The 24,217-nt window shown below is 62.8% G+C and carries 22 protein-coding genes; 12 read left to right on the top strand and 10 right to left on the bottom strand.

Translation table 11 applies throughout. From position 1 onward, the window contains the following. Positions 1–2: 2 nt before the first annotated feature. A complete protein-coding gene (gene ydiJ, locus MQW23_RS15095) occupies positions 3–3,119 on the bottom strand; it encodes a D-2-hydroxyglutarate dehydrogenase YdiJ (RefSeq protein ID WP_252109034.1) in 3,117 nt (1,038 codons plus the stop codon). 81 nt (positions 3,120–3,200) lie between these two features. Continuing rightward, positions 3,201–3,791, bottom strand: coding sequence for a DUF4202 domain-containing protein (locus tag MQW23_RS15090; RefSeq protein ID WP_252109033.1), 591 nt, complete (start codon positions 3,789–3,791; stop codon positions 3,201–3,203). 179 nt (positions 3,792–3,970) lie between these two features. Here MQW23_RS15090 and serS point away from each other — a divergent pair, with 179 nt between their 5' ends. After that, the gene (gene serS, locus MQW23_RS15085) at positions 3,971–5,248 is read left to right on the top strand and encodes a serine--tRNA ligase (RefSeq protein ID WP_252109032.1); all 1,278 of its coding nucleotides are present in this window, start codon (positions 3,971–3,973) and stop codon (positions 5,246–5,248) included. Here the strand turns inward: serS and MQW23_RS15080 are convergent. Then, positions 5,193–6,083, bottom strand: a complete 891-nt coding sequence (locus MQW23_RS15080; RefSeq protein WP_252109031.1) for an SIMPL domain-containing protein — start codon at positions 6,081–6,083, stop codon at positions 5,193–5,195. The two genes, serS and MQW23_RS15080, sit on opposite strands and share 56 nt — an antisense overlap. 204 nt (positions 6,084–6,287) lie before the next feature. On the opposite strand from MQW23_RS15080, the gene MQW23_RS15075 reads away from it, so the two are divergent. Further along, positions 6,288–7,439 (top strand): AI-2E family transporter, encoded by a 1,152-nt coding sequence (locus MQW23_RS15075; RefSeq protein WP_252109030.1) that lies wholly within the window; start codon positions 6,288–6,290, stop codon positions 7,437–7,439. A 148-nt stretch (positions 7,440–7,587) separates the two neighbouring features. Here MQW23_RS15075 and trxA read toward each other — a convergent pair whose 3' ends face one another. After that, positions 7,588–7,911 (bottom strand): thioredoxin, encoded by a 324-nt coding sequence (gene trxA / locus MQW23_RS15070; RefSeq protein WP_252109029.1) that lies wholly within the window; start codon positions 7,909–7,911, stop codon positions 7,588–7,590. Positions 7,912–8,242: 331 nt separating this feature from the next. Here trxA and cysB point away from each other — a divergent pair, with 331 nt between their 5' ends. After that, complete coding sequence (gene cysB / locus MQW23_RS15065) at positions 8,243–9,217, top strand: HTH-type transcriptional regulator CysB (RefSeq protein WP_252109028.1); 975 nt, start codon at positions 8,243–8,245, stop codon at positions 9,215–9,217. 85 nt (positions 9,218–9,302) lie between these two features. Here cysB and MQW23_RS15060 read toward each other — a convergent pair whose 3' ends face one another. Both MQW23_RS15060 and pabB read right to left on the bottom strand, forming a co-directional pair. Further along, a complete protein-coding gene (locus MQW23_RS15060; RefSeq protein ID WP_252109027.1) occupies positions 9,303–9,923 on the bottom strand; it encodes a phosphoadenosine phosphosulfate reductase domain-containing protein in 621 nt (206 codons plus the stop codon). 117 nt (positions 9,924–10,040) lie between these two features. Continuing rightward, complete coding sequence (pabB, locus tag MQW23_RS15055; RefSeq protein WP_252109026.1) at positions 10,041–11,399, bottom strand: aminodeoxychorismate synthase component I; 1,359 nt, start codon at positions 11,397–11,399, stop codon at positions 10,041–10,043. Positions 11,400–11,650: 251 nt separating this feature from the next. Between pabB and MQW23_RS15050 the strand changes: the two genes are divergently transcribed. The 6 genes from MQW23_RS15050 (at position 11,651) to MQW23_RS15025 (ending at position 20,004) form a co-directional block, all read left to right on the top strand. Continuing rightward, positions 11,651–12,388: a GntR family transcriptional regulator gene (locus MQW23_RS15050; protein ID WP_252109025.1), complete on the top strand. Its 738-nt coding sequence runs from the start codon at positions 11,651–11,653 to the stop codon at positions 12,386–12,388. A gap of 63 nt (positions 12,389–12,451) precedes the next feature. Beyond that, a complete protein-coding gene (gene prpB / locus MQW23_RS15045; protein WP_252109024.1) occupies positions 12,452–13,351 on the top strand; it encodes a methylisocitrate lyase in 900 nt (299 codons plus the stop codon). Positions 13,352–13,479: 128 nt separating this feature from the next. Continuing rightward, positions 13,480–14,607 (top strand): bifunctional 2-methylcitrate synthase/citrate synthase, encoded by a 1,128-nt coding sequence (prpC, locus tag MQW23_RS15040; protein ID WP_252109023.1) that lies wholly within the window; start codon positions 13,480–13,482, stop codon positions 14,605–14,607. 9 nt (positions 14,608–14,616) lie between these two features. Next, the gene (gene acnD / locus MQW23_RS15035; RefSeq protein WP_252109022.1) at positions 14,617–17,253 is read left to right on the top strand and encodes a Fe/S-dependent 2-methylisocitrate dehydratase AcnD; all 2,637 of its coding nucleotides are present in this window, start codon (positions 14,617–14,619) and stop codon (positions 17,251–17,253) included. Positions 17,254–17,317: 64 nt separating this feature from the next. Further along, positions 17,318–18,505: a 2-methylaconitate cis-trans isomerase PrpF gene (gene prpF, locus MQW23_RS15030; protein ID WP_252109021.1), complete on the top strand. Its 1,188-nt coding sequence runs from the start codon at positions 17,318–17,320 to the stop codon at positions 18,503–18,505. A gap of 14 nt (positions 18,506–18,519) precedes the next feature. Beyond that, positions 18,520–20,004 carry a bifunctional 2-methylcitrate dehydratase/aconitate hydratase gene (locus MQW23_RS15025; RefSeq protein ID WP_286087008.1) on the top strand — a complete coding sequence of 495 codons (1,485 nt, stop codon included), beginning with the start codon at positions 18,520–18,522 and terminating at the stop codon, positions 20,002–20,004. A gap of 31 nt (positions 20,005–20,035) precedes the next feature. On the opposite strand, the gene MQW23_RS15020 is transcribed toward MQW23_RS15025, so the two are convergent. After that, positions 20,036–20,320, bottom strand: a complete 285-nt coding sequence (locus MQW23_RS15020) for a ComEA family DNA-binding protein (RefSeq protein WP_252109020.1) — start codon at positions 20,318–20,320, stop codon at positions 20,036–20,038. Positions 20,321–20,535: 215 nt separating this feature from the next. On the opposite strand from MQW23_RS15020, the gene pyrF reads away from it, so the two are divergent. Next, on the top strand, positions 20,536–21,255 hold the full coding sequence (gene pyrF / locus MQW23_RS15015) for an orotidine-5'-phosphate decarboxylase (protein WP_252109019.1): 720 nt from the start codon (positions 20,536–20,538) through the stop codon (positions 21,253–21,255). Here pyrF and lapB read toward each other — a convergent pair. The 3 genes from lapB to MQW23_RS15000 form a co-directional block, all read right to left on the bottom strand. Further along, entirely contained in the window at positions 21,233–22,432 is a 1,200-nt protein-coding gene (lapB, locus tag MQW23_RS15010) for a lipopolysaccharide assembly protein LapB (RefSeq protein ID WP_252109018.1), read from the bottom strand. The two genes, pyrF and lapB, sit on opposite strands and share 23 nt — an antisense overlap. Continuing rightward, entirely contained in the window at positions 22,433–22,738 is a 306-nt protein-coding gene (locus MQW23_RS15005) for a lipopolysaccharide assembly protein LapA domain-containing protein (RefSeq protein WP_252109017.1), read from the bottom strand. A gap of 116 nt (positions 22,739–22,854) precedes the next feature. Beyond that, entirely contained in the window at positions 22,855–23,151 is a 297-nt protein-coding gene (locus MQW23_RS15000) for an integration host factor subunit beta (RefSeq protein WP_252109016.1), read from the bottom strand. Between the two features lie 224 nt (positions 23,152–23,375). On the opposite strand from MQW23_RS15000, the gene MQW23_RS14995 reads away from it, so the two are divergent. Both MQW23_RS14995 and MQW23_RS14990 read left to right on the top strand, forming a co-directional pair. Beyond that, entirely contained in the window at positions 23,376–23,669 is a 294-nt protein-coding gene (locus MQW23_RS14995; protein WP_252109015.1) for an FAD assembly factor SdhE, read from the top strand. After that, positions 23,650–24,027 carry a hypothetical protein gene (locus tag MQW23_RS14990; RefSeq protein WP_252109014.1) on the top strand — a complete coding sequence of 126 codons (378 nt, stop codon included), beginning with the start codon at positions 23,650–23,652 and terminating at the stop codon, positions 24,025–24,027. Before MQW23_RS14995 ends, MQW23_RS14990 begins: the two co-directional genes overlap by 20 nt. Positions 24,028–24,217 lie beyond the last annotated feature (190 nt).

Here is a 24,217-nt window from a genome sequence, read left to right as displayed (position 1 = left end):
GTTTACGCGGGGGCCGCGCTTTTCAGGCAATGCAGTAGCGCCTGTAGCGGATGCGCGAGCGCACGTTCAGAGTAGCGCTTGACCTGGCTGCGACACGAATAGCCGGTGGCCAGCAGCCTATCGGCGTTCTCCGCGGCCTCGACCTGGGGCTGCCAGGACTGAGCGTAGATGACCTTCGAGGTAGCGACGTTGCGGGTTTCGTGGCCATAGGTGCCGGACATGCCGCAGCAGCCTGTGGCCACCAGCTCGAGCTCGAGGCCAAAAGTGGCGAACACCTGCTGCCAGGCTTTCGGGCTGCCCGGCGCGTTGGTTTTTTCGGTGCAGTGGGACAGCAGACGGTAGCCCGGGTCCATAAGCCGCCCCTTGAGCGAGGCCAGCGCGTGGGTTTGGGTCACCAGCCACTCCTGCAGCATCAGCACGTCGGGCACGGCCTCACGGCCGAGTACCTTCACGTACTCCTGACGGTAGGTCAGCGTCATTGCCGGGTCGATGCCGACGAAGGGAATCGAGAATTCGGCCAGAGCGCGCAGGCGTTTGGCCTGCTTTTCGGCGGTGCGCTCGAAGGCGCCGAGAAAGCCTTGTACCTGCAGCGGCTTGCCGTTGGCTGCAAACGGCAGCACGAACACCCGCATGTCCAGTCGGTGCAGAAGCTCCACCACGTCCAGCACCAGATCCGCCTCCATGTGGGTAGTGAAGGCGTCCTGCACCAGAATCACGCTTTTCGCCCGCTGGCGCTCGGTCAAAAGTGCCAGCGAGGTCGGGGTGGCCTCGGCCACGCCCCAGGCACGCAGCTGCTTTGTCACGCTGGCGCGCGAAAGCGTCGGCGAGTCGCTCATGCCGATACCGCGGCGCATCAGGCGCTCCACCCAGCGCGTTTGGATCGCGGCGTTGTAGAGCGGCGCCACTTTGGCAAGCCAGGGCAGCGTCCATTCGGTGGCACCGATCACGTAGTCGCGCACCGGGCGCAGGTAGCGCCCGTGATAGACCTCCAAAAACTGCGAACGAAACTGCGGTACGTTCACCTTCACCGGGCACTGGCCGGCGCAGGACTTGCACGACAAGCACCCGGCCATGGCATCGTACACCTGATGGGAAAAGTCGTGGTGCTGCTCGCGGCTAACCGTGTTTTTGAGCCGTTTGGGCAGGCTTTTGACAAAGCCTAGACCCGTTTCGGCTTTTTTCCTGCGCGACTCCTCGACCACGTCGATACCGGCGTTGGACTGCAGGCGCAGCCACTCGCGCATCAGGCTCGCCCGGCCTTTGGGCGAGTGAATACGATCGCGCGTCGCTTTCCAGGAGGGGCACATCGGGTCGTCGACGTCGTAGTTGTAGCAGGCGCCGTTGCCGTTGCAGTAGACCGCAGCGTCATACGCCTGCCAGGCGCGCTCGTAGATGGTGCAGTCGAGCTCGCCGCGAAGAGTGACGCCGTCGATGGTCAACAGATCCGGGTCGCGATCGACCGCGATCAACGTCGGGGGCGCGTCCTCACTGCTTGCAGGCGTGGCGATCTTGCCCGGGTTCAGCTGGTTATGCGGGTCGAAGGCCGCCTTGACGCGCTGCAGGCTCGGGTAGAGCTCGCCAAAGAATTTGGGCGAGTACTCCGAGCGGATGCCCTTGCCGTGCTCGCCCCAAAAGAGCCCGCCATACTTTTGCGTGAGCGCGGCGAGCTCGTCGGAAATCTCGCGAATAAGCGCCTGCTGAGCCGGGTCCTTCATGTCGAGGGCCGGGCGCACGTGCAGCACGCCGGCATCCACGTGGCCGAACATGCCGTAGTCGAGCCCTCGGGCATCGAGCAGCGCGCGGAACTCACTGATGTAATCCGCCAGGTGCTCCGGCGGCACCGCGGTGTCCTCCACGAACGGCAATGGGCGCTTCTCGCCCTGCACGTTGCCAAGAAGGCCCACCGAGCGCTTGCGCATGCCGTAGACCGTGCCAATCTGCTCGCGCCCGCGCGCCTCGGTATAGCCCAGCCGCGTCACGGTCGCGTCGCGGCCGAGGTGGTCGGTGAACGCCGCTACCCGCTCGGCGAGTGCCACCTCGTCGTCGCCGCTGAACTCGACCAGGTTGATGCCGCCGGTGGGCGGGTCGCTTTCCGGGAAAAACGCGGCCACGCCGTCCCAGACGAAATCCTCCATCGCGAGCTTGAGTACCGTGTCGTCGATGGTTTCGATCGAGGTGGGCTGGGCGCTGGCCATCAGCGCCTTGGCGTCGCGCAGCGCCTCCATGAAGCCCGGGTAGCGCACGTTGATCAGCGTCGAGTGTTTGGGAATCGGCAGCACGTTGAGCACCGCCTCGCTCACCAGGCCAAGCGAGCCTTCGCCGCCGCACAGCAGGCTGTTGAGATTCAGTCGGCCCCCATCATCGCGCAGGTGCGCCAAATCGTAGCCGGTCAAGCAGCGGTTGAGCGGCGGAAAGGTCGCCTCGATCAGCTCGCGCTGCTCGTCGATGATGCTGGCGGCAACGCGGTGAACGTGCCCAAGCGCGCCGGGCTCTTCGAGCGCCTTCGCCTCTTCGTCGGCATCGAGGGCTCGGCTATGCAGGTGAGCGCCGCCGAGCAGCACGGTATCGAGTTCGAGCACGTGATCGCGGGTCTTGCCATAGACACAGCTGCCCTGGCCGCTGGCGTCGGTGGCGATCATGCCGCCGATGGTGGCGCGATTCGAGGTCGAAAGCTCCGGGGCGAAGAAGAGCCCGTGGGGCTTGAGCGCGGCGTTGAGCTGATCCTTCACCACGCCGGCTTGAACGCGCACGCGGCGGTTTTCCACGTCGATGTCGAGAATCCGGTTCATGTGCCGGGAAATGTCCACCACCAGACCGTCGGTCAGCGACTGCCCGTTGGTGCCGGTGCCGCCGCCGCGCGGGGTGAGCACGATGTCGCGGTAGGGCAGTTCGATGGCAAGCCTTGCAAGGCGCTCCAGATCCTCGGCGTGACGCGGAAACACCGCGGCCTGAGGCTGGCGCTGGTAGATGGAGTTGTCGGTGGCGAGCACCGTGCGGCTGGCGTAGTCCGGGGCGATTTCACCCTCGAAACCACGTGCCTTGAGCGCCTGCAAAAAGCGCACGTAGCGCTCGTTCAGGCCGGAAAACGGGATCTTGCGCGAATCAAGCGAAGCTATCATGGTCGGTCGAGCCGTCATTGCATCGAATAGAAGAGGCGCCCTACTTTACCGGAGCCCGGCTGCGGGTGCATCTTCGACGCGTTACTGCGTCGTCAGTGCTTCCTCGACGATCGCGGCGCTGGCCGGCGTCATGGGCAGCGCCAGCGCAAGCGCGTGGGCCTGCTCGGACATCTTGCGCCAGGTCTTTTGCACGATGCGCACCAGATGGTCGTGCTCGATTTTGGTCGCGAACGCCGCGAAGTGATTCTCCAGAAACACCAGGCACGCGCAGTCCTCCAGTGTCTGCACGTTGGCGTCGCGCCCCAGCCCCTTCTTGGCGATCATGGCCGCGACCCGCTGGCTCTCTTCGCCCTTGTAGCCCGCTTTTTGCATTAGCTCGGCGACCGTCTCACCGGCGCGCAGGCCCTGGTCGCGCCGCCAGGTCAAATAGCCCACGCGCCCCTCGGGGTAGTCGCTGCGCGGCACTTTCCAGCGCTGCAGGTGCTGGGCGCGCACCGCCAGCTGTAGATATTCATCCGGCGCGCTTTCGAGCGCGAACAGCCAGTGGGTCATGCGCTGGGCGTAGGCGAGTTCCTGGTGCATCGTTTCACCGCCGGGAATGTCATCGTGGCGAGGGTCTTCGCCGTGAAGCGCATCGATGGCCTGCAGGGTCTGATCAAAAGCGGTCGACATGGGCGCGGTGCCTTTAAGGGAAATCGATGCCTCAGATTGCCGATAAATGCGTTTGATCTCAATGATGGCCTTCGCAAGGCGGGCTTGGCGTAGCCCCTTGCCGCGCTTTTGCCTACAATAGGGCGCTTTATCATCGGCGGCGTGCGCCGTGTTCAACCGATTTAGGCCAAGGAGTCTTCATGCTCGATCCGAAACTGCTGCGTACAGACCTGGATGCGCTGGCATCAAAGCTTGCCAAGCGCGGCTATGCACTGGACACGTCGGGTCTCGAGGCGCTCGAGTCGCGCCGCCGCGAGCTGCAGACCCGGACCGAGCAGCTGCAAAACGAGCGCAACACGCGCTCCAAGGCGATCGGCAAGGCCAAGGCCCAGGGTGAGGATATTCAGCCGCTTTTGAGCGAAGTCAACGATCTGGGCGATCGCCTCGACGCCGCGAAGGAGGAGCTTGCCGCGGTACAGCTCGAGTGGGACGACGCGATCAGCGGCATTCCCAACGTGCCTCACGAGAGCGTGCCGGAGGGCAAAAGCGAGGATGACAACGTCGAGCTGCACCGTTGGGGCACGCCGCGAACCTTCGATTTCGAGGTGCTCGACCACGTCGATCTGGGCAAGAAGTCCGGCTATCTCGATTTCGAGCTCGCTTCCAAACTTACCGGCGCTCGCTTCGCCGTGATGCGCGGCCCCATCGCGCGGCTTCACCGTGCGCTGGCGCAGTTCATGCTCGACACCCAGACCGAGCAGCACGGCTATGAAGAGTGCTATGTGCCCTACATGGTCAACCGTGACTCCTTGATGGGGACCGGGCAGCTGCCGAAGTTCGGCGAGGATCTGTTCAAGCTCGACGACGAGCGCGAGTACCACCTGATTCCCACCTCGGAAGTGCCGCTGACCAACTTCGTGCGTGACGAGATCGTCGAGCAGGCCCAGCTTCCCATGAAGCTGACCGCGCACACGCCGTGCTTTCGTAGCGAGGCGGGTGCCTACGGGCGCGATACTCGCGGCATGATTCGCCAGCATCAGTTCGACAAGGTCGAGATGGTGCAGATCGTCGAGCCGGAGAAGAGCTACGAGACGCTCGAGGAGATGCGCGGCCATGCCGAGGCGATCCTGCAGGCGCTGGAGCTACCGTATCGCGTGGTGACGCTGTGCACCGGTGACATGGGCTTTGGCGCGACGAAAACCTATGACCTGGAAGTGTGGCTGCCAAGCCAGGAAACTTTCCGCGAGATCTCGTCAGTGTCGAACTGCGAGGATTTCCAGGCACGACGCATGCAGGCGCGCTACCGCAAGGCGGACGCGAAAAAGCCCCAGCTGCTTCACACCCTGAACGGCTCGGGGCTGGCAGTGGGGCGCTGCCTACTGGCGGTCATGGAGAATCACCAGCAGGCGGATGGCTCGATCGTTATTCCTGAGCCGCTGCGGCCGTATCTGGGCGGTCTTGAGCGTCTTGCTCTCTAGCGCCACGCTCATCGTCACCGCGCTCACTGTCGTTCTGGCCGGCTAGCGCCCACTCGACGTTGACACCGGCATCGATGCGAATGATGCCGGGGCGGTACTCGGCGTTGGCGTCATCGCTGACGCCCTGGGCGCTTTCGGCGCGCATCGCCATCATGCGCGGTTGAAACACCGGGGCCTGGGTTTCGGTGATGTGCTGCACGTCGCCGAGCTCGGCGCCCAGGGTTTGGGCCATAAGCTCGGCCTTGCGCTGCGCTTTCTCGAGCGCCATCACCAGCGCTTCGTCGGCCGCCTCTTCACGGTCCTGAAGATCGAACTGGACGCCGTCGAGGGAATTGACGCCGGCTTCGACCAGCGCGTCGAGCACATCGTTGAGCCGGTCGATGTCCGAAAGCTCTATATCGAAGGGGCGCTCGACCCGCGTGCGCACCATCATTTCCTGTTCGCCGTTTTGGCCCTGGGGCTGGTTCATCTGCTCCTGATAGACGTTGAGCGAGCCTGCGCTAATGGCGCGCTCACTAAGCCCCGCCTCTTCCATCGCCTCGATCAGCTGGCGCGAGCGCTCTTCCAGGCGCTCACGGGCCTCGCGAAGCGCGCCCTGTTCGCTGTCATCGAGTGATGACACCGCAGGGGTGTTTTCCCAAAGCCTGGCGGAGAGACTCGCCTTGTCCGGTTCGACTTCGACGAACGACTGGGCCTGAACGCTGAGCCCGGGGGGTTGGGTCGGCATCGAGGTAGCGGCCTGGGCGGCGCCGGTGCAGAGCAGGGCGGCCAGGGCCGTACCGGCCACGTGGGTGCGAAGTTTCATCATCGAGCGAGCGTAGGGGTTTAAAGTCATAAAACGATTCCTTGTAAAAGCGCTGGACGAAAGGTTTGTCGAAGTGATCCGTGAAGGGCTTGTGGCGAACATGGTTTGGAAGAGCCCGACGCGGATAAGTTCACTTATCAAGAGTAGTCGTAAAACAGTTGCTTATTATCTGCACCGTTTGTTAATTGAACGGCGACCAGCCATTATGTAAGGATCAATCTCAAGGAACGAGCCATGCAGAAGTTGTCGGATAAGGATTATCGCAGCATCCCCTTGAACGCGACGCTGGCGATCGCGGCGCTCGTGGTCATCGTCACGGGGATGAAGCTTGGCTCGGATCTACTGGTGCCGCTGCTTTTGGCCATTTTCATCGCCGTGGTGTGTACCTCGCCGGTGCACTGGCTGCACCGCCACGGCGTCGGTATGCGCATGGCGGCGCTAATCACGCTGGTGGTGCTGGCCGCCTTCTTTTTGTTGCTCGGCGTACTGGTGGTCAATAGTTTCAGCACCTTCATCGAGGCACTGCCGGATATCGAGGCGCGTCTCTACGAGCACTACTGGAGTATGCTCAATTCGCTCGCCGCTCGCGGCGTGGCCATCGACCCGGATCAGTTGAGCAGTGCCCTGGCGATGGAGGACGATGGCTCTTGGGTGGCGGTGCTGGTCAGCGAGGTCGGGGCGATCATGATGCAGGGCAGTATCGTGTCGCTGCTGGTCATGTTCATGCTGTTCGAGACGCTCAACTTTCGCTCCAAGGTGGCCCGGGCGCTGGAGAACCCGGCCCCGAGTCTAAAGCGCTTCGCCGAATTCAGCGCCACCTTGAAGCGCTATCTGGCGATCAAGACCGTTATCAGCCTGGCCACCGGCGTGTTGGTCTGGCTTTCGTGTTTGATGATCGGGGTCGAGTTTCCGCTACTTTGGGGCGTACTGGCCTTTGCGCTCAACTTCATTCCCAACATCGGCTCGGCGTTGGCGGCGGTTCCGCCGGTGTTGCTGCTGCTGGTCGCTCAGGATGGGGGGGTGATACAGGCGTTGATGCTGGCCTCAGCGTATCTGGTGATCAACTTTGTCATGGGGAATTTGATCGAACCGCGGGTCATGGGGCAGGCGTTGGGGCTTTCCACCTTCGTGGCGTTTTTATCGCTGGTGGTGTGGGGCTGGATCTTTGGCGCGGCGGGGATGCTGTTGTCGGTGGTACTGACCATGACGCTCAAGATCGCGCTCGACAGCCACCCGCAAACGCGCTGGATCGCCCATCTACTGGGGCCGGGCACGCGCCAGCTGCGCCGCAGCGTCAATAACGGAGGCGATCCCCGAAAGCCGCCTTGGCGGCGCAAAAAGCCGGACCCTGAGCCGCTAATCAAGAAGCCGGAAACCAGCGAGTAATCAGATAAACAGCGAGGCGCTTGAAAGCAGGGCTCTTGAAAGCAGAGTTTTTAAAAAAAGAGCCCAAACGCAACACGGGGCTACCGCGAAAGCGGTAGCCCCGTGTTGTTCTAGCGCCTTGTGAGCGCCTAGCGCTTGACGTTAAACCTTAGGCGTTCTGGTCGATGAACTGCGTCAGCTGGGACTTGGACTGAGCGCCGACCAGTGAGGCGACCTTGGTGCCGGACTTGAACAGCATGACGGTCGGCACGCCGCGCACGCCCTGCTCAGCGGCGATCTCCGGGGCATCATCGACGTTGACGCTGACCACTTTCAGGCCGTCGCCGCGCTCGGAAGCTACTTCGTCGACCACCGGTGCCATGACCTTGCACGGGCCGCACCAGGGGGCCCAAAACTTCAGCAGCACCGGCTGCTCGGCGTTGAGAACTTCCTGCTCGAAATTGGCGTTGGTGACATCCACATTAGTAGCCATTTACATCTCCTGATTACGTTGCTCTTACGATTCGTTGCCTTCACTGAGCAACGGCTATTACGCGATAGAATAGCGCATGATTATCGCGCCAGGTGCCACGATGGTAGCGCCCGCCGCCTAAACTGGCAACTTTCACCCGGCGCTTGCAGCCTTTGGTGAATAAATTATAGGGTGCCAGGCGTTCCTATTTCTTATACTATAAGGGAATTAGCGGGATATTTTTTATTCAAATTTATGCGCTTAGCGGTTTGGCCCGGTTTGGTCGCCGCGCGCGAACGTATGGCAGGAAGGGGCGCTTTGAGCAGCTTCTTCGGGACGCAAGGTAGACCACATGAAGCTACAGCAACTTCGCTATATCTGGGAAGTGAACCGGCACAATCTCAACGTCTCGGCCACGGCTCAAAGCCTTTTTACGTCCCAACCCGGCATCTCCAAGCAGATTCGCCTTCTGGAAGACGAGTTGGGTGTTGAGATTTTTGCTCGAAGCGGCAAGCACCTCACCCGCGTCACGCCGGCGGGGGAGTCGATCATCGAGCTGGCAGGCCAGGTGCTGAAGCTCACCGAGAACATCAAGCAGGTAGCTCAGGAGCACAGCGACGAGCGCCGGGGGAGCCTGGCGATCGCCACCACCCACACCCAGGCCCGCTACGCGCTGCCGCCGGTGATCAGCGCCTTCACCCAGAAATATCCAGAAGTGGCGCTGCACATGCAGCAGGGTACGCCCAAGCAGATCGCCCAGATGGTCAGCGAAGGCCAAGCGGATTTCGCCATTGCCACGGAGTCGCTGGAGCTTTTCACCGATCTGATTTTGCTGCCCTGCTACCGCTGGAACCGTTGCGTGCTGGTGCCCAAGGGCCATCCGCTCGCTGAACTCGATGGGCCGCTGACTCTTGAGGCACTCGCCGAGCACCCGCTGGTGACCTACGTGTTCGGCTTCACCGGCCGCTCGCAGCTCGACGACGCTTTCAAGGCCCGGGGGCTCACGCCCAACGTGGTGCTCACCGCCGCAGATGCCGACGTCATCAAGACCTACGTGCGCTTGGGAATGGGGGTGGGCATCGTGGCTCACATGGCGGTGGATGACGCGCTGGATAGCGATTTGGTGGCGCTGGAGGCGGGCCACTTGTTTGCAAGTTCCACCACCAAGATCGGCATTCGCCGCGGCACCTTTATGCGCGGCTACATGTACGATTTTCTCGCCCGTTTTGCCCCGCATCTGACCCGCGAGCGCGTCGATGAAGCGCTCAACATCGGCCCGCGCCAGGAGCAGGGGCTGTTCGACGGCGTCGAGCTGCCCGAGTACTGAGTACTTTGGCGATCGATAAGCACTCGTCAATCAAAAAGGCGCCGCTAAGCGGCGCCTTTTCATTAGAAACGGTGCGAGTTAGCACCTAGTGCTGTAGGTGCAGGCCGCACTCACGCTTCTCTTCCACTTTGGTGGGGTCGAAGTAGTCGAAGTTGTTGGGCAGATCGTGCGCCTGCAGGTACTCGTACATATCCTTCGCGCTCCAGTGCAGAAGCGGCGCCACTTTCAATAGCCCGTCGGCGTTTTGGCTCAGCGGCTGCATTTTGGCGCGCTCCGGCGTGTCCTCGGCGCGCAGCGCGGTCAGCCATACGTCCGGGCGCATCTCCTTGAGCGCGCGCTCGAAGGGCTCGATTTTGACCTCTTGCGTGAAGGCGTCGTGGCGAGGGTCGTCGATACCCGGCACCAAACCCTCGAGCGCTTCGCGGTGGGCGCGGGTGCGTTTGGGCAAAAAGCTGACGATATTGAGCTTCAGCCGCTCGATGATCTCGTTGGCGCAGCGGTAGGTCGCCTCGGTATTGTAGCCGCTGTCCATCCAGACGATCGGAATGTCCGGGCGCGCCTGGGTCACCATGTGCAAAATGACCGCCTCAAAGGGGCGAAAGTTGGTAGTGCAGATGGGGCGCTCGCCCTGTTTCAACGCCCACTCGATCAAGGCGTGTGGATCGTTGGCGTGATCGCGGTTCATGGCTTCCAGTTCTGACGACATATGGCCTCCTGCGCTTTAAACGAAACGTTAGGCGCTAGGCTATCAAAGGAGATAGTCTGCGCCCCAATACCGTTTGGTTTGGCTTTTATATTACTTTCAGGTGCAAACGCCCGGCACTTATTCCAGCGCACCGATCAGATGGCAGATTTTATCCAGCGTCTCGGTGTACTCGTCATTCGCTTGGGAGTCTGCCACCAGCCCGCCGCCGCCCCACACGTGCAGCATGCTCTGGTCCGCGACCATGGTGCGAATCGCGATCGAGGTATCCATATGGCCACGAACATCGACGTAGCCAAGGCTTCCGCAGTAGACGCTGCGCTGGCAGGGCTCGAGCTCGTCGATGATCTGCATGGCGCGAAACTTGGGCGCGCCGGTGATCGAGCCGCCGGGAAACGCCGCCGCCAAAAGCGATAGCGCCGACTGGTTCTCGGCAAGCGTGCCCTGTACCACGCTGACCAGATGGTGCACGTTGGGGTAGCTTTCGAGCGCGCAGAGTTTGGGCACGTGAATGCTGCCCGGGCGACACACTCGCCCCAGGTCGTTGCGCAGAAGATCCACGATCATCACGTTCTCGGCCCGGTCCTTGACGCTTGCCAAAAGCGCCTCGGCCAGCGCCTGATCCTCTGCCGGCGTCTTGCCCCGGGCGCGGGTGCCCTTAATGGGCCGGGTTTCGACCTCGCCGCATTCCACCTTGATGAAGCGCTCCGGTGAGAGCGACATGACGGCCTGATCATGCCAGGCCATGAAGGCGGAAAACGGCGTGGGGGTGGCGCGGCGAAGCCGCTGGTAGGCCTGCCAGGCGTCGCCTTCGAAAGGCGCTGACAGCCGCTGCGCCAGGTTGATCTGGTAGCAGTCGCCGGCGCGAATGTAGCGCTGAACCGCCTCGAAGCGCTCGACGTAGGCGCGCTGGTCGAACTCTGCCTCGAACGCTCCGGTCAGCCGGAAGTCACGTGGTTCGGGCGCTGGCGCGTCGAGCCACGTGAGCACATCGTCGCGCCGCGCGGGGTAGGCGAACAGCCAGGCTTTGCCGGCGTGATGGTCGAGCGTGATGCACCAGTCGTAAAGCCCCAGCCGCGCCGCAGGAAGCGTCGTGGCACTTTCATGGCGGCTGTCGATGCCCTGCTGGGCAAGGCCGAACTCGTAGCTCCAGTAGCCCATCAGCCCACCCAGAAAGGGAAGCTCGCTCTTTTCGGCCGGCACGGGAAGCTGTTCGAGCAGCCAGGCCTTGAGCGCGAAAGGCTCATCCAGTAGCGCTTTAGGCGGTGCGAGCGTGTCGGATTCGAGCTTTACATCGCCCTGTGCATCGATCTCGAGCGTGGCGATAGGGTCGCTGACCAGAATGTCGAAACGCCCGCTTTCGGCCACTGGGCGGCCGCTGTCGAGCAGTATTGCGCCTGGACGGTGCTTGAGGCGGGCAAACAGCGCCAGCGGGTCCTGGGCGTAGGGAAGGGCGGTAGTGGTGATCGACGCGCTCATGACTCGTTGCCTTGCGGTTGGGCCGCTTATTCTAGTGAGCGCGCTCGCCGAGAGCCAGCCACGCACCGGCTTCTTTTCCACGCGCTGTGCATCTCGCTTTCATTTTTACCTTGCTCACATTGTAGACATTTCGATGCTGCGTTTTTAGCTTCTCCCACCAAAGTGCCATAATAAGCGCTTGGAGCGCGGTTGACGCTCGCTGGGTCGCGGGCTAAAGTGCCGGTAACTCTTTTTATTGTCGACAATTAGCCATGACTGCTATTAGCAAAGTGCCAAAGCCGCGCGTTGACAGCGCCCCGGACTCCGATACGCCAGAGGTGCGCACCCTGGCCGAGCGGGTGTTTCACCAGTTGCAAAGTGCCATCGTGCGCGGCGAGCTGCCGCCGGGCAGCAAGATCACCGAGCCCGGGCTCTCAAAAAGCTACGGCATCTCCCGCGGGCCGCTAAGAGAGGCGATGCGCCGGCTCGAAGCGCATCGACTGATCGAGCGTGTGCCCCACGTTGGCGCTCGGGTCGTCAAGCTCTCGATGAAGGAGCTCATCGAGCTGTTTGACGTGCGCGAGGCGCTCGAGAGCATGGCCGCCCGCTTGGCCGCCGAGCACATGGGCGCCCAAGAGATTCAGGGGCTGCGCGACGTGCTGGCGGTGCACGAAAGCCAGTCGGATCTGCAGCGCGGCGAGGCCTACTACCAGCGCGAAGGCGATTTGGATTTTCACTACCGCATCGTGCTGGGCAGCCATAACAAGATGCTGATGAACCTGCTCTGCGACGATCTTTACTATCTCGTGCGCCTCTACCGCACCCAGTTTAGCGCCAGCGGCGCCAGGCCCCAGCGCGCCTTCGTCGAGCACCACCGCATCGTCGACGCTATCGAAGCCGGCGACGCCGAGCTTGCGGAGCTTTTGATGCGCCGACACGTCAGCGCCTCCCGCGAAAACGTCGCCGACCGCTACGCCGCGATGCTGGCCGACGGCCAGACCGATTCATAACGACGATTTTATAACAATCCTTTTCAGAACAATTTTTTCAAAACAACGCCGACAGGAGAGACCATGTCCACGCACGCATCTTCCTCGCTCACCCCGGGCGCCCGGTTTCGCCAGGCGCTGCAGGATCAGCGCCCGCTACCCATTCTTGGCACCATCAACGCCTATACCGCGCTGATGGCTGAGCGGGTGGGGCACAAGGCAATTTATCTCTCCGGCGGCGGGGTGGCCAACGCCTCTTTCGGACTGCCGGATCTGGGTATGACCACCATGAACGACGTGGTCGAGGATGCCCACCGCATCTGCGGGGCGACCGAGCTGCCGCTGTTGGTGGACATCGATACCGGCTGGGGCGGGGCGTTCAACATCGCCCGCAGCGTAAGAGAGATGGAGCGCGCCGGCGTGGCTGCGGTGCACCTCGAGGACCAGGTGGCGCAAAAGCGCTGCGGGCACCGGCCGAACAAGGCGATCGTCTCCCAGAGTGAGATGGTCGATCGCATCAAGGCGGCGGCGGATGCCCGGCGTGACCCGGATTTCTACCTGATAGCGCGCACCGACGCCTTCCAGAAAGAGGGGCTGGATGCCGCCATCGAGCGCGCCAACGCCTGCATCGAGGCCGGCGCCGACGCCATCTTTGCCGAAGCCGTGCATACCCTCGACGACTACCGCGCGTTCTGCACCCGCGTCGACGCGCCGATTCTGGCCAACATCACCGAGTTCGGTGCCACGCCCCTGTTCACCCAAGCGGAGCTTGGCGAGGCCGGCTGCGCCATGGTGCTCTACCCGCTGTCGGCGTTTCGCGCCATGAACGCCGCGGCGCTCAAGGTCTACCAGAGCATCCTCGACAACGGCCATCAGCGTGAGGTGGTCGACACCATGCAGACTCGCGACGAGCTCTACGATTTTCTCAACTACCACGACTTCGAGCAGAAGCTCGACGCACTGTTCACCGAGCGAGAGAGCTGATCAAAACGACTCATAAAACGACGATACAAAAGCGCGCCCATATAAGCATTGATTGAAAGCACTTATAAAAACGTACCTGTAAAAAGTACCTATAAAAAGCACTTATAAAAACTCTGAGGAGACACACCATGGCTGACAAACCGCTAGCAGGCGCCGGACTTCGTGGACAGAGCGCGGGCAGCACCGCCCTTTGCACCGTAGGCAAGACCGGCTCCGGGCTCACCTACCGTGGCTTCGATATCAAGGAGCTGGCCGAGAAAGCCAAATTCGAGGAGGTTGCGTACCTGCTCTTGAAGGGCAAGCTGCCCAACCAGACCGAGCTCGATCACTACATCGACAAGCTCAAGGGCCTGCGTGGCCTGCCCGGACCGCTCAAGGCGGTGCTCGAAGAGATCCCCGCCGATGCCCACCCGATGGACGTGATGCGCACCGGCACCTCGATGCTCGGCAACCTGGAAACCGAGGAGAGCTTCGACGAGCAGCAGGACGTCGCCGACCGGCTGCTCGCCGTGCTGCCCTCGATCATCTGCTACTGGTACCGCTTCAGCCACGATGGCGTGCGCATCGATACCGAAACCGACGATATCTCCGTAGGCGGGCATTTTCTTAACATGCTGCGCGGCGAACCCGCCTCCGAGCTGCACGCCCGGGTGATGAACGTCTCGCTCATTCTTTACGCCGAGCACGAGTTCAACGCCTCGACCTTTACCGCCCGCGTCTGCGCCTCGACGCTTTCCGACATGCACTCCTGCGTGACCGGCGCGATCGGCTCACTTAGAGGCCCGCTGCACGGTGGCGCCAACGAGGCGGCGATGGCGATGATCGAAGACTGGACATCCCCGGACGAGGCGGAGCGCGAAATGCTCGGCAAGCTCGAGCGCAAGGAGAAAATCATGGGCTTTGGCCACGCGATCTACCGCGAGGTCGACCCGCGCAACGAGATCATCAAGCAGTGGTCCAAAAAACTGAGTGAGGACGTTGGCGACACCACGCTCTACGCGGTCTCCGAGCGCTGCGAGGAGGTGATGTGGCGCGAGAAGAAGCTCTTCTGCAACGCGGATTTCTTCCACGCCAGCGCCTACCACTTCATGGAGATTCCGACCAAGCTGTTTACGCCGATCTTCGTCATGTCGCGGCTGACCGGCTGGGCGGCGCACGTGTTCGAGCAGCGCGCCAACAACCGCATCATTCGCCCGAGCGCCGACTACACCGGCCCCGAGAAGAGCGAGTGGGTGCCGATCGAAGAGCGCGAATAGGAGGCCACCATGAACAGCGACTACCGCAAGACGCTGCCCGGCGCTCTAATGGGCGGTGAGCCGGTCGACTTCTTCGACGCCCGCCAGGCCGTCGAAGACATCGCTCCCGGCGCCTACGAAGCATTGCCCTACACCTCGCGGGTACTCGCCGAGCAGCTGGTGCGCCGCTGCGAGCCGGCGCTTTTGACCGACGCGCTTTCCCAGCTTATCGAGCGCCGGCGCGATCTCGACTTTCCCTGGTACCCGGCGCGGGTGGTGTGTCACGACATCCTGGGCCAGACCGCACTGGTCGATCTGGCCGGGCTTAGGGACGCTATCGCCGAGCGCGGCGGCGACCCGGCCCAGGTCAATCCGGTAGTGCCGACCCAGCTAATCGTCGACCACTCCCTGGCGGTCGAGCACAACGGCGACGACGACCAGGCGTTCGAGAAGAACCGCGCCGTCGAAGAGCGGCGTAACGACGATCGTTTTCACTTCATCAACTGGAGCAAGCTGGCGTTCGAGAACGTCGACGTGATTCCGCCGGGCAATGGCATCATGCACCAGATCAATCTGGAGAAGATGTCGCCGGTGGTGCAGTGTCGCCAAATCGATTCCGGTGCGCAGGTCGCTTTCCCGGATACCTGCGTGGGCACCGACAGCCACACGCCGATGGTGGACGCGCTCGGGGTGATCTCGGTGGGCGTGGGCGGGCTCGAGGCGGAGAGCGTAATGCTCGGGCGCGCTTCGATGATGCGCCTGCCGGATATCGTCGGCGTGGAGCTTTCAGGCAAACTCGGCGCCGGCGTCACCGGTACCGACATGGTGCTGGCGATCACCGAATTTTTGCGCAAGGAGCGCGTGGTCGGCGCCTATCTCGAGTTCTTTGGCGAAGGGGCGGACGCGCTCAGCGTCGGCGACCGGGCGACGATCTCCAACATGACGCCGGAGTACGGGGCGAGCGCGGCGATGTTCTACATCGACGATCAGACCATCGACTACCTCAAGCTCACCGGGCGCGACGACGAGCAGGTCGCGCTGGTAGAAACCTTCGCTAAAGAGACCGGCCTTTGGGCCAGTGATCTTAAAACCGCCAAGTACGAACGCACGCTGCGCTTCGATCTTTCGAGCGTGGCGCGCACCCTGGCCGGGCCGTCGAACCCGCACGCCCATTTGCCGACCTCGGAGCTCGCCAGCCGCGGCATCGCGGTCAACTATGAGGCTGCGCAACAGGACGAGCTCGACGGCCGGCTTCCCGACGGCGCGGTGATCATCGCCGCCATCACCAGCTGCACCAACACCTCCAACCCGCGCAACATGGTGGCGGCAGGGCTCATTGCTCGCAACGCCAACCGGCTAGGGCTTTTGCGCAAGCCTTGGGTGAAGTCATCGCTGGCGCCGGGTTCGAAAACCGTGACGATGTACCTGGAAGACGCCGGGCTGATGAACGAGCTCGAAGCGCTCGGCTTTGGCGTGGTGGGCTACGCCTGCACCACCTGCAACGGTATGTCCGGCTCCCTGGACCCTGACATTCAGCAGGAGATCAAGGAGCGCGACCTTTACGCCACGGCGGTGCTCTCGGGTAACCGCAACTTCGACGGGCGCATCCACCCTTACGCCAAGCAGGCGTTTCTCGCCTCGCCGCCGCTGGTGGTGGCTTACGCCATCGCCGGCACCATCCGCTTCGATATCGAGAAGGACGTGCTGGGTGTGGATGACCGTGGCCACCCGGTCACGCTCAAGGATATCTGGCCCGACGACAGCGAGATCGACGCCATCGTCAAGGCCTCGGTCAAGCCCGAGCAGTTTCGCCAGACCTACATCCCGATGTTCGATATCGACAAGAGCCAGCGTACTCAGGTCGAGCCGCTCTACGACTGGCGCCCACAGAGCACCTACATTCGTCGCCCGCCTTACTGGGAGGGCAACATGGCGGCCGCCCGAGCGCTCAAGGGCATGCGGCCGCTGGCGATTTTGCCGGACAACATCACCACCGACCACCTGTCGCCCTCCAACGCCATTTTGCCGGACAGCGCGGCCGGCGAGTACCTTTTGAAAATGGGCCTACCGGAGGAGGACTTCAACTCCTACGCTACCCACCGGGGCGATCACCTCACCGCTCAGCGGGCGACCTTCGCCAACCCCAAACTCTACAACGAGATGGCGTTGGGCGACGACGGCCATGTGCGCCAGGGCTCGCTTGCGCGTCTGGAGCCAGAGGGCAAAGTGGTGCGCATGTGGGAGGCGATCGAAGCCTACATGGCCCGCAAGCAGCCGTTGATCATCATCGCCGGCAACGACTACGGCCAGGGCTCCTCTCGAGACTGGGCGGCCAAGGGCGTGGCGCTGGCCGGGGTGGAGGCGATCGTCGCCGAAGGCTTCGAGCGCATCCACCGTACCAACCTGGTGGGCATGGGCGTGATGCCGCTGCAGTTCGAACCCGGCACCACGCGCAAGACCCTGGCGCTGGACGGCACCGAGGTGTTCGATGTGGAAGGCGAGACAGCGCCGGGCGCGAAGCTAACGCTTTTGATCCACCGCGCCGGCGGCGTCGAGCGCGTGCCGGTGATCTGCCGGCTCGATACCGCCGAGGAGGTCACCATCTACGCCGCCGGCGGCGTACTTCAGCGCTTCGCTCAGGACTTTCTGGAGGCGACGCCGGCCTGATCTGGCATCGTTTGACACTCTTCACCCACGCCCGGCCCCGCGCCGGGCGTTTCAGGAGCACGCCATGACCACCAGCCCCCAGGTCGAGATTCCCGCCACCTACATGCGTGGCGGCACCAGCAAGGGCGTATTCTGCACGCTCGACGCCCTACCCGAGGCGGCAAGAGCGCCGGGCCCCGCTCGTGATCGCTTTCTGCTGCGCTTGATGGGGAGCCCCGACCCCTATGGAAAGCAGATCGACGGCATGGGCGGGGCGACGTCGAGCACCAGCAAGGCGGTGATTCTCTCAAAGAGCGCCTCAAGGGATCACGACGTCGACTATCTGTTCGGCCAGGTGTCCATCGACCGGCCCTTCGTCGACTGGAGCGGCAACTGTGGCAACCTGTCCGCCGCCGTTGGGCCGTTCGCGATTCGCGCCGGGCTCATCGACCCGGCGCGCATTCCGGATGACGGCGTGGTCGAGGTGCGCATCTGGCAGGCGAATATCAAAAAGACGATCATCAGCTGGGTGCCGATGACCGGCGGCCGGGTGCAGGAAACCGGCGATTTCGAACTCGACGGCGTAACCTTTCCCGCCGCCGAAATCCCGGTGGCCTTCGTCGACCCCGCCGACGGCGAAGGGGCGATCTTCCCCACGGGAAACGTGGTAGACGCCCTCGAGGTGCCGGGCATCGGCACGCTCGAGGCGACGATGATCAATGCCGGTATCCCGACGGTGTTCGTCAACGCCCGGGACATCGGCTACACCGGCACGGAGCTTCAGGAGGCGATCAACGGTGACGCCCAGGCGCTTGCCCGGTTCGAGGCGATTCGCACCCATGCCTCGCTCAAAATGGGGCTGGCCGAGAGCCTCGAAGCGGCGGCGGGGCGCCTGCACACGCCGAAGGTGGCGTTCGTGGCGCCTCCGGCGGATTACACCGCATCGAGCGGGCGAGCCGTGGCGGCGAATGAGCTCGACCTGGTCGTACGGGCGCTATCGATGGGTAAGCTCCACCACGCCATGATGGGCACCGCAGCGGTGGCGATTGCCTCGGCGGCGGCGATCGAGGGCACGCTGGTGAACCTTGCCGCCGGCGGCGGCGAGCGCGAGGCGGTCACGTTTGGTCACCCGTCCGGTACGCTGCACGTTGGCGCCAAGGCGAGCCTGGTAGAAGGCCGCTGGCAGATCGACCGAGCGTTGATGAGCCGCAGCGCCCGGGTGCTGATGGAGGGCCGAGTATTCGTCCCCAGCGATAGCCTGACAGCCGACTGAAGAAGGAGGTCATCATGAGTTTTGAGAGCAACGAACGCCCTGATTACGACGAAGAGCTTCAGCGGCTGGCCGACTACGTGCTGACCTTTACGTTGCCGAGCGAGGAGGCGCTGTCCACCGCGCGTTGCTGCCTGCTTGATACGCTCGGCTGCGGCCTACTCGCGCTCGGCTTTCCCGCCTGCACCAAGCTGCTGGGGCCGCGGGTGCCGGGCACCGTGGTACCGTTTGGCGCCCGGGTGCCCGGTACCGCGCTACGGCTGGACCCGGTCAAGGCGGCCTGGGACATCGGCGCTTTGGTTCGCTGGCTCGACTACAACGATACCTGGCTGGCAGCGGAGTGGGGCCACCCATCGGATAACCTGGGGGCGATTCTCGCGGTGGCGGACCACCTTTCACAGCAGCGCGTGGCCCGGGGTGAGGCGCCGCTTTACATGCGCGACGTGCTGCACGCGATGGTCATGGCGCACGAAATTCAGGGCGTGCTGGCGCTCGAGAACAGCTTCAATCGGGTCGGGCTCGATCATGTGGTGCTGGTCAAGGTTGCCTCCACCGCGGTGGCAGCACACCTTCAGGGCGCGAGCCGCGACGAGCTTCTTTCGGCGCTCTCCCACGCCTTCGTGGATGGGCAAAGTTTGCGCACCTATCGCCACGCGCCCAACGCCGGTTCACGAAAGAGCTGGGCCGCGGGCGATGCGACTTCGCGCGGGGTGTTTCTGGCGGATATCGCCCTGCGCGGCGAAATGGGTATCCCGAGCGCGCTGAGCGCCCCGCAGTGGGGCTTTTACGATGTCTTATTCAGCCACGCCAATCGCGATTTGAGCCTGAAACCCGAGGCCGAGCGTCGGTTTCGTTTTCAGCGCGAACTCGGCTCGTACGTCATGGAGCACGTGCTCTTCAAGGTGGCCTACCCTGCAGAGTTCCATGCCCAAACCGCCTGCGAAGCGGCGGTGGCGCTACACCCACAGGTCAAGGGCCGGCTAGAGGAGATCGAGCGCATCGAGCTGACGACTCACGAGGCGGCGATTCGTATCATTTCCAAGACCGGCCCTCTGGCCAATCCGGCTGACCGCGACCACTGCCTGCAGTACATGGTCGCGGTACCGCTGATGCAAGGCGCGCTTGCCGCCGAACACTACGAGGATGATTTTCACGCCGCGCATCCGATGATTGACGCGCTGCGCGCCAACATGGTGGTCAAGGAGGACCCGACGTTTTCCGCGGCGTATCTGGACCCCGAGCGGCGCTCGATCGCCAACGCGGTACAGGTGTTTTTTAAGGGTGGTTCGCATACCGAGCGGGTAACGGTGGAGTATCCGCTCGGCCATCAGCGGCGCCGCCATGAGGCGATGCCGCTGCTGATGGCGAAGTTCGAGCGCCACCTAAAGACGCGCTTTCCCGCCAAACGCTGTCAGCGATTGCTGGCGGTTTGTAACGACCAGGCAGGTCTCGAGGCGTTGCCGGTGGATCGTTTTATGGATTTGTGGGAGATGACGCCCTGACAGAACGCTCGTCAGGGCGGCGAGCGACGGTTCAGGAGTCGCTTTCGAAGGTGATTTGATCCTGCATGCCTTCGACCGTGGCGGGGCCGATGCCGCTGACGCGCGTCAGGTCATCGGCGTTTTCGAAGTCCCCGTTGGCGCTGCGCTCCTCGATAATGGCCGCCGCGCGGCTGGGGCCGACGCCGGGCAGCTCGGCGAGCAGCTCCTCGTCGGCGGTGTTGACGTTGATCGGCGCCATGGATTGCGCCAGTGCCGCGCCGCTCACGCCGATGCCCAATACCGCCGCTGCCAGTAATCCCTTGATCATCCGCTTCATGGTAAGTCCCCTTGAGATATCGATGGATTCTTTGCCGTCCGCCCGGTCCCCGCCGGCACGGCTCCTGATCAACCTGGCAAGGCTTTTGTCACCCCGCCGTCATCTCAAAGCGACGGCTTCTGTAAGCAGATGCCCAGGTTCGGTCCTGAGATCGCTTACACGAAAGCGCGGGGCAAGGCTGGTATAATGGCGCGGTTCAAACAAGGAGCGCGCCCGTGGCAACCGATTCTCCCCTCATCATCGCCCTCGATTACCCCTCGCTGGACCAGGCCCTGTGCATGGCCGACCAGCTCGACCCTGCCCGCTGCCGGGTTAAAGTGGGTAAAGAGCTTTTCACCCGCAGCGGCCCGGCGGTGCTCGAGGCGCTTCACGGGCGCGGCTTCGAGATTTTTCTCGATCTCAAATTCCACGATATTCCCAACACCGTGGCCAGCGCCGTGCAGGCGGCGGCGGAGCAGGGCGTGTGGATGGTGAACGTGCATGCCAGTGGCGGCCGGGCGATGATGGAGACTGCGGCCGAGCGACTGCGCCAGAGCGGTCTGAAAACCCACCTGATCGCTGTGACCGTGCTGACCAGCATGAGCGGCGAGGCGCTTAATGATATCGGCGTGAACGGGGCGCTCGACGAGCAGGTGATGCGGCTGGCAAGGCTGACCCATGAAAGCGGTCTGGCCGGGGTGGTCTGCTCTGCTCAGGAGGCTTCGGCGGTCGAGAGCATCTGCGGCGAGGCGTTCTTGAAAGTGACGCCGGGCATTCGCCCGCGCTCTGCCGCCCTCGATGATCAGTCGCGCGTCATGACCCCGAGCGCGGCGTTGGCCGCGGGCAGTACCCATATGGTCATCGGGCGCCCGGTCACCCAGGCCGAGGAGCCCATGGCGGCGCTCAAGGCTATCGAGGCCGACATCGCTGGCGCTACTCGCCCTCGATCCCGGTAATCGGTTTGATCGTGCCCCAGCGTCGGCAGCTGGGGCACTGCCACACCAGATGATCGCTCGTGAAACCGCAGTGGCGACAGCGCTGGCGCGGCCGGCCCTCGAGCAACGCGCCGGTGTGGTGTTTCAGCAGCAGCAGCCGGGTATCCGGCGAGGTCTTGCCGTTTAGCCGCTCGCTTTCCAGATACAAATCGATCAGGTAGTCGAGACCGCCCAGGCTCGGCGCCTCGCGCAGCCACTCGCCGGTGCGCTCGATGGCGCTGTCGACGCCGTCGCGGCGATGGACGAGTTCGCCCAGCGCCACGATCACGCTGGTGTAAGGCGCCTGACCCAGCAGCCGGTAAAGATGCGCCTCGAAGCCTGCCAGGTTTTCCAGGCGCTCGTAGGCGCGCTTTAAGGCAGTCAGCATGGTGGGTATATGCGCTATATCCTGATGGGGGATGCGCTCGAGCCAGTCGATCGCCCGCTGATAGTGGCCGTTTTCCATTTCGAGCTCGGCATAAAGCAGCGTTGCGCGCACGCAGTTCTCGTCCATCTGCAGCGCTTTTTTGAGATGTTTTCGAGCAAGTGCGCGGCTCGATTCGCCAATCCCCTCGATGGCAAGCTCGCACAGCCAGTGGGCGGCCGGGCGGCGCAGGGCGGGCTGCTGCTTGAGGATGGGGCCAACGGTCTCCAGCGCTTCCTGCCATTCGCGTTCACGGTCGAGCAAATCGAGCAGCAGGCGCTTGGCGTTCAGCCGGTAGGTGTCGTCGGTGGTGTGGTTGAGCAGCGTTTTCAAAAGCCGCTGGGCACGGTCGTGTACGCCGAGTGCGATGAAATCCTGGGCGAGTTCGAGCTGGATATGATCGTTGGTCGCGACTGAAAGGGCGGGGCGGGCGAGCAGGTTCTGGTGAATGCTGACGGCCTTGTCCGCTTCGCCCCGGGCGCGGAAGAGCTTGCCCAGGGCAATGTGCGTCTCTACGGTGTCGCTATTGACGTCCAGCGCGTTGATGAAGGTGTTGATCGCCTCATCGGGCTGCTCATTGAGCAAATAGTTGAGCCCGACAAAATACTCTTTCGACAGCGCCGGCGCTTTGGGTGCCGGTCGGGTGAGACGCTTGCCGGCGCGATGGCGTACGCCAAGCCCGAAGCCAATGGCCAAGGCAGCGAAAAGCACGCCGAGCAGCGCGACATCCTGCATTTAAGCCAGTTCCTTGAACTCCTGAGTGCGAAGGCGATCAAGCTCTTTTTGCTGGTGCTTGCTGTGTCGCTCACTGCGCGCCAAACGGGCTTTCAGTCGAACGTAAACACCCAGCATTGCCAGCATCCCCAGCACGACGCCGAGTGTCAGCGTGGCCAGAAGCCATACCGATAGCGAAATCGGGGGGAGTTCGGTCCAGATCAGATTCAGGGCAATCGCCTGCTGGTTGTTCACGGCAAACAGGATGCCGACCAGCAGCACCACGAGTAATACGATGGCTAGTAAAAGCCCTTTGATCCAGCGCATGAGAAGTTCCTGGTTTTAACGTGCAAGTTTTTACGTGCAGAGGGCTCTATTGTGTATGAGTCAGGGCGCGGCGTCATCCCCGACAATGCTCTCGGCCCGTCTCGAGTGGTTTGGCTTCAATACCCCAGCGCACGGCTAGCGTCGACCTGCTCGCGCAGCTCCTTGCCCGGTTTGAAGTGGGGGACGTACTTGCCCTCGAGATCCACCGGGTCGCCGGTTTTGGGGTTGCGGCCAACCCGCGGCTCGCGGTAGTGCAGCGAAAAGCTGCCAAAGCCACGAATTTCGACGCGGCCGCCGCTGGAGAGGGCGTCGGTCATGTCGTCGAGGATAATACGCACCGCCGTTTCGACTTCCCTGGCGGACAGCTCCGGTTGACGCATCGCGATTTGTTCGATTAATTCAGATTTGGTCATCGGTTGGCTCCCTGCAAACGTTAAAGGTCGTATGCGCTTACGGCCGCAATAACATCTACTTCAGCATACTGCGCATCGGGTGATAAAACAATTCGGGCAAAACAAGGTACTTTAGTTAAAACAAGGTTCTAGGTCGAATAACAGCATAGGCGAAGCCGGCCCCTGGCGCGACCCTTTGGCTCAGGTATACTGGCTTTCCATTCAAGACTTGATAGAGGTCCACGTTGAGCGATGACACTTCCCCGGAGGCCATCCTCCGTAAACGGCTTTATTGGCATTCGCGTCGCGGCATGTGGGAGCTGGATCTGCTGCTGATTCCTTTTCTCGAAAAGCGCTTCGATTCGCTTTCCAAAGAGGACCGGTTGGTTTATCAGCGTCTGATCGAGGAGGAGGACCAGGATCTCTTCGTTTGGCTGATGCACCGCGAGTGGCCCACCGACCCGGACCTGCGCCGGCTGGTACAGATGATCGTCGAGCATGCCGAAACCACCGATAACAGTGCCTATCGCACGCTCTAACTACCCGCCAGCGATCCATGCGCTGCTGGCATCGGGGCTTGCGGGCGTGGGGCTGACGTTCGCCCCGCCGCCTCTGGTGCTTGCCGTTTGGCTTTTACTGCTGGGAGTGGTCGCCTTGTACGCGGGCGCCCAGCCTGCGGGTGCGCTTTCGATTCAAGCGCTCGATGAGATGCTTTATGCGCGCTGGATAAAAGCGTGCGGCGAGCCCAGTGAAGCCGTTTTGCTTCGCTGTCACTATCTCGGGCCCTGGCTTTTGGGGCTGGACGTGGGCGGCGCGCGACTCTGGCTCTGGCCGGATAGCGTGTCGGCTAGCGATCATCGTGCGCTTCGCCGGCTGCTGCACCGCCCTGGCCACTAGCTCGGCTAACGGCCACGCGGATGAAAAGAGGTCAGGGTTTTGAAAATCGGGGGGGGGGTTGCGCAAACAGGTCGGACGATCATGAGGTGATACGTAAAGCAAGGCTTCGAGATCGTTCAATAGAAGGGGATAATGGATGGTGCCCGGAGCCGGACTTGAACCGGCACGGGGTTACCCCCGAGAGATTTTA

This window comes from Halomonas sp. S3-1-1, from assembly GCF_023757625.1.
GTDB lineage: Bacteria > Pseudomonadota > Gammaproteobacteria > Pseudomonadales > Halomonadaceae > Vreelandella.
Note: the sequence above shows the minus strand (reverse complement) of the source record. Positions and strands in the feature narration are given on the sequence as shown.

Bases quoted from the DNA above. Each gene is read 5' to 3' on its own strand.
- prpB (WP_252109024.1), top strand. From the start codon at position 12,452: ATGTCCACGCACGCATCTTCCTCGCTCACCCCGGGCGCCCGGTTTCGC.
- MQW23_RS15075 (WP_252109030.1), top strand. From the start codon at position 6,288: ATGCAGAAGTTGTCGGATAAGGATTATCGCAGCATCCCCTTGAACGCG.
- MQW23_RS15060 (WP_252109027.1), bottom strand. From the start codon at position 9,923: ATGTCGTCAGAACTGGAAGCCATGAACCGCGATCACGCCAACGATCCA.
- MQW23_RS15005 (WP_252109017.1), bottom strand. From the start codon at position 22,738: ATGCGCTGGATCAAAGGGCTTTTACTAGCCATCGTATTACTCGTGGTG.
- MQW23_RS15020 (WP_252109020.1), bottom strand. From the start codon at position 20,320: ATGAAGCGGATGATCAAGGGATTACTGGCAGCGGCGGTATTGGGCATC.
- MQW23_RS15050 (WP_252109025.1), top strand. From the start codon at position 11,651: ATGACTGCTATTAGCAAAGTGCCAAAGCCGCGCGTTGACAGCGCCCCG.
- pabB (WP_252109026.1), bottom strand. From the start codon at position 11,399: ATGAGCGCGTCGATCACCACTACCGCCCTTCCCTACGCCCAGGACCCG.
- acnD (WP_252109022.1), top strand. From the start codon at position 14,617: ATGAACAGCGACTACCGCAAGACGCTGCCCGGCGCTCTAATGGGCGGT.
- MQW23_RS15090 (WP_252109033.1), bottom strand. From the start codon at position 3,791: ATGTCGACCGCTTTTGATCAGACCCTGCAGGCCATCGATGCGCTTCAC.
- MQW23_RS15025 (WP_286087008.1), top strand. From the start codon at position 18,520: ATGAGTTTTGAGAGCAACGAACGCCCTGATTACGACGAAGAGCTTCAG.
- serS (WP_252109032.1), top strand. From the start codon at position 3,971: ATGCTCGATCCGAAACTGCTGCGTACAGACCTGGATGCGCTGGCATCA.
- ydiJ (WP_252109034.1), bottom strand. From the start codon at position 3,119: ATGATAGCTTCGCTTGATTCGCGCAAGATCCCGTTTTCCGGCCTGAAC.
- lapB (WP_252109018.1), bottom strand. From the start codon at position 22,432: ATGCAGGATGTCGCGCTGCTCGGCGTGCTTTTCGCTGCCTTGGCCATT.
- prpF (WP_252109021.1), top strand. From the start codon at position 17,318: ATGACCACCAGCCCCCAGGTCGAGATTCCCGCCACCTACATGCGTGGC.
- prpC (WP_252109023.1), top strand. From the start codon at position 13,480: ATGGCTGACAAACCGCTAGCAGGCGCCGGACTTCGTGGACAGAGCGCG.
- trxA (WP_252109029.1), bottom strand. From the start codon at position 7,911: ATGGCTACTAATGTGGATGTCACCAACGCCAATTTCGAGCAGGAAGTT.
- cysB (WP_252109028.1), top strand. From the start codon at position 8,243: ATGAAGCTACAGCAACTTCGCTATATCTGGGAAGTGAACCGGCACAAT.
- MQW23_RS15000 (WP_252109016.1), bottom strand. From the start codon at position 23,151: ATGACCAAATCTGAATTAATCGAACAAATCGCGATGCGTCAACCGGAG.
- MQW23_RS15080 (WP_252109031.1), bottom strand. From the start codon at position 6,083: ATGACTTTAAACCCCTACGCTCGCTCGATGATGAAACTTCGCACCCAC.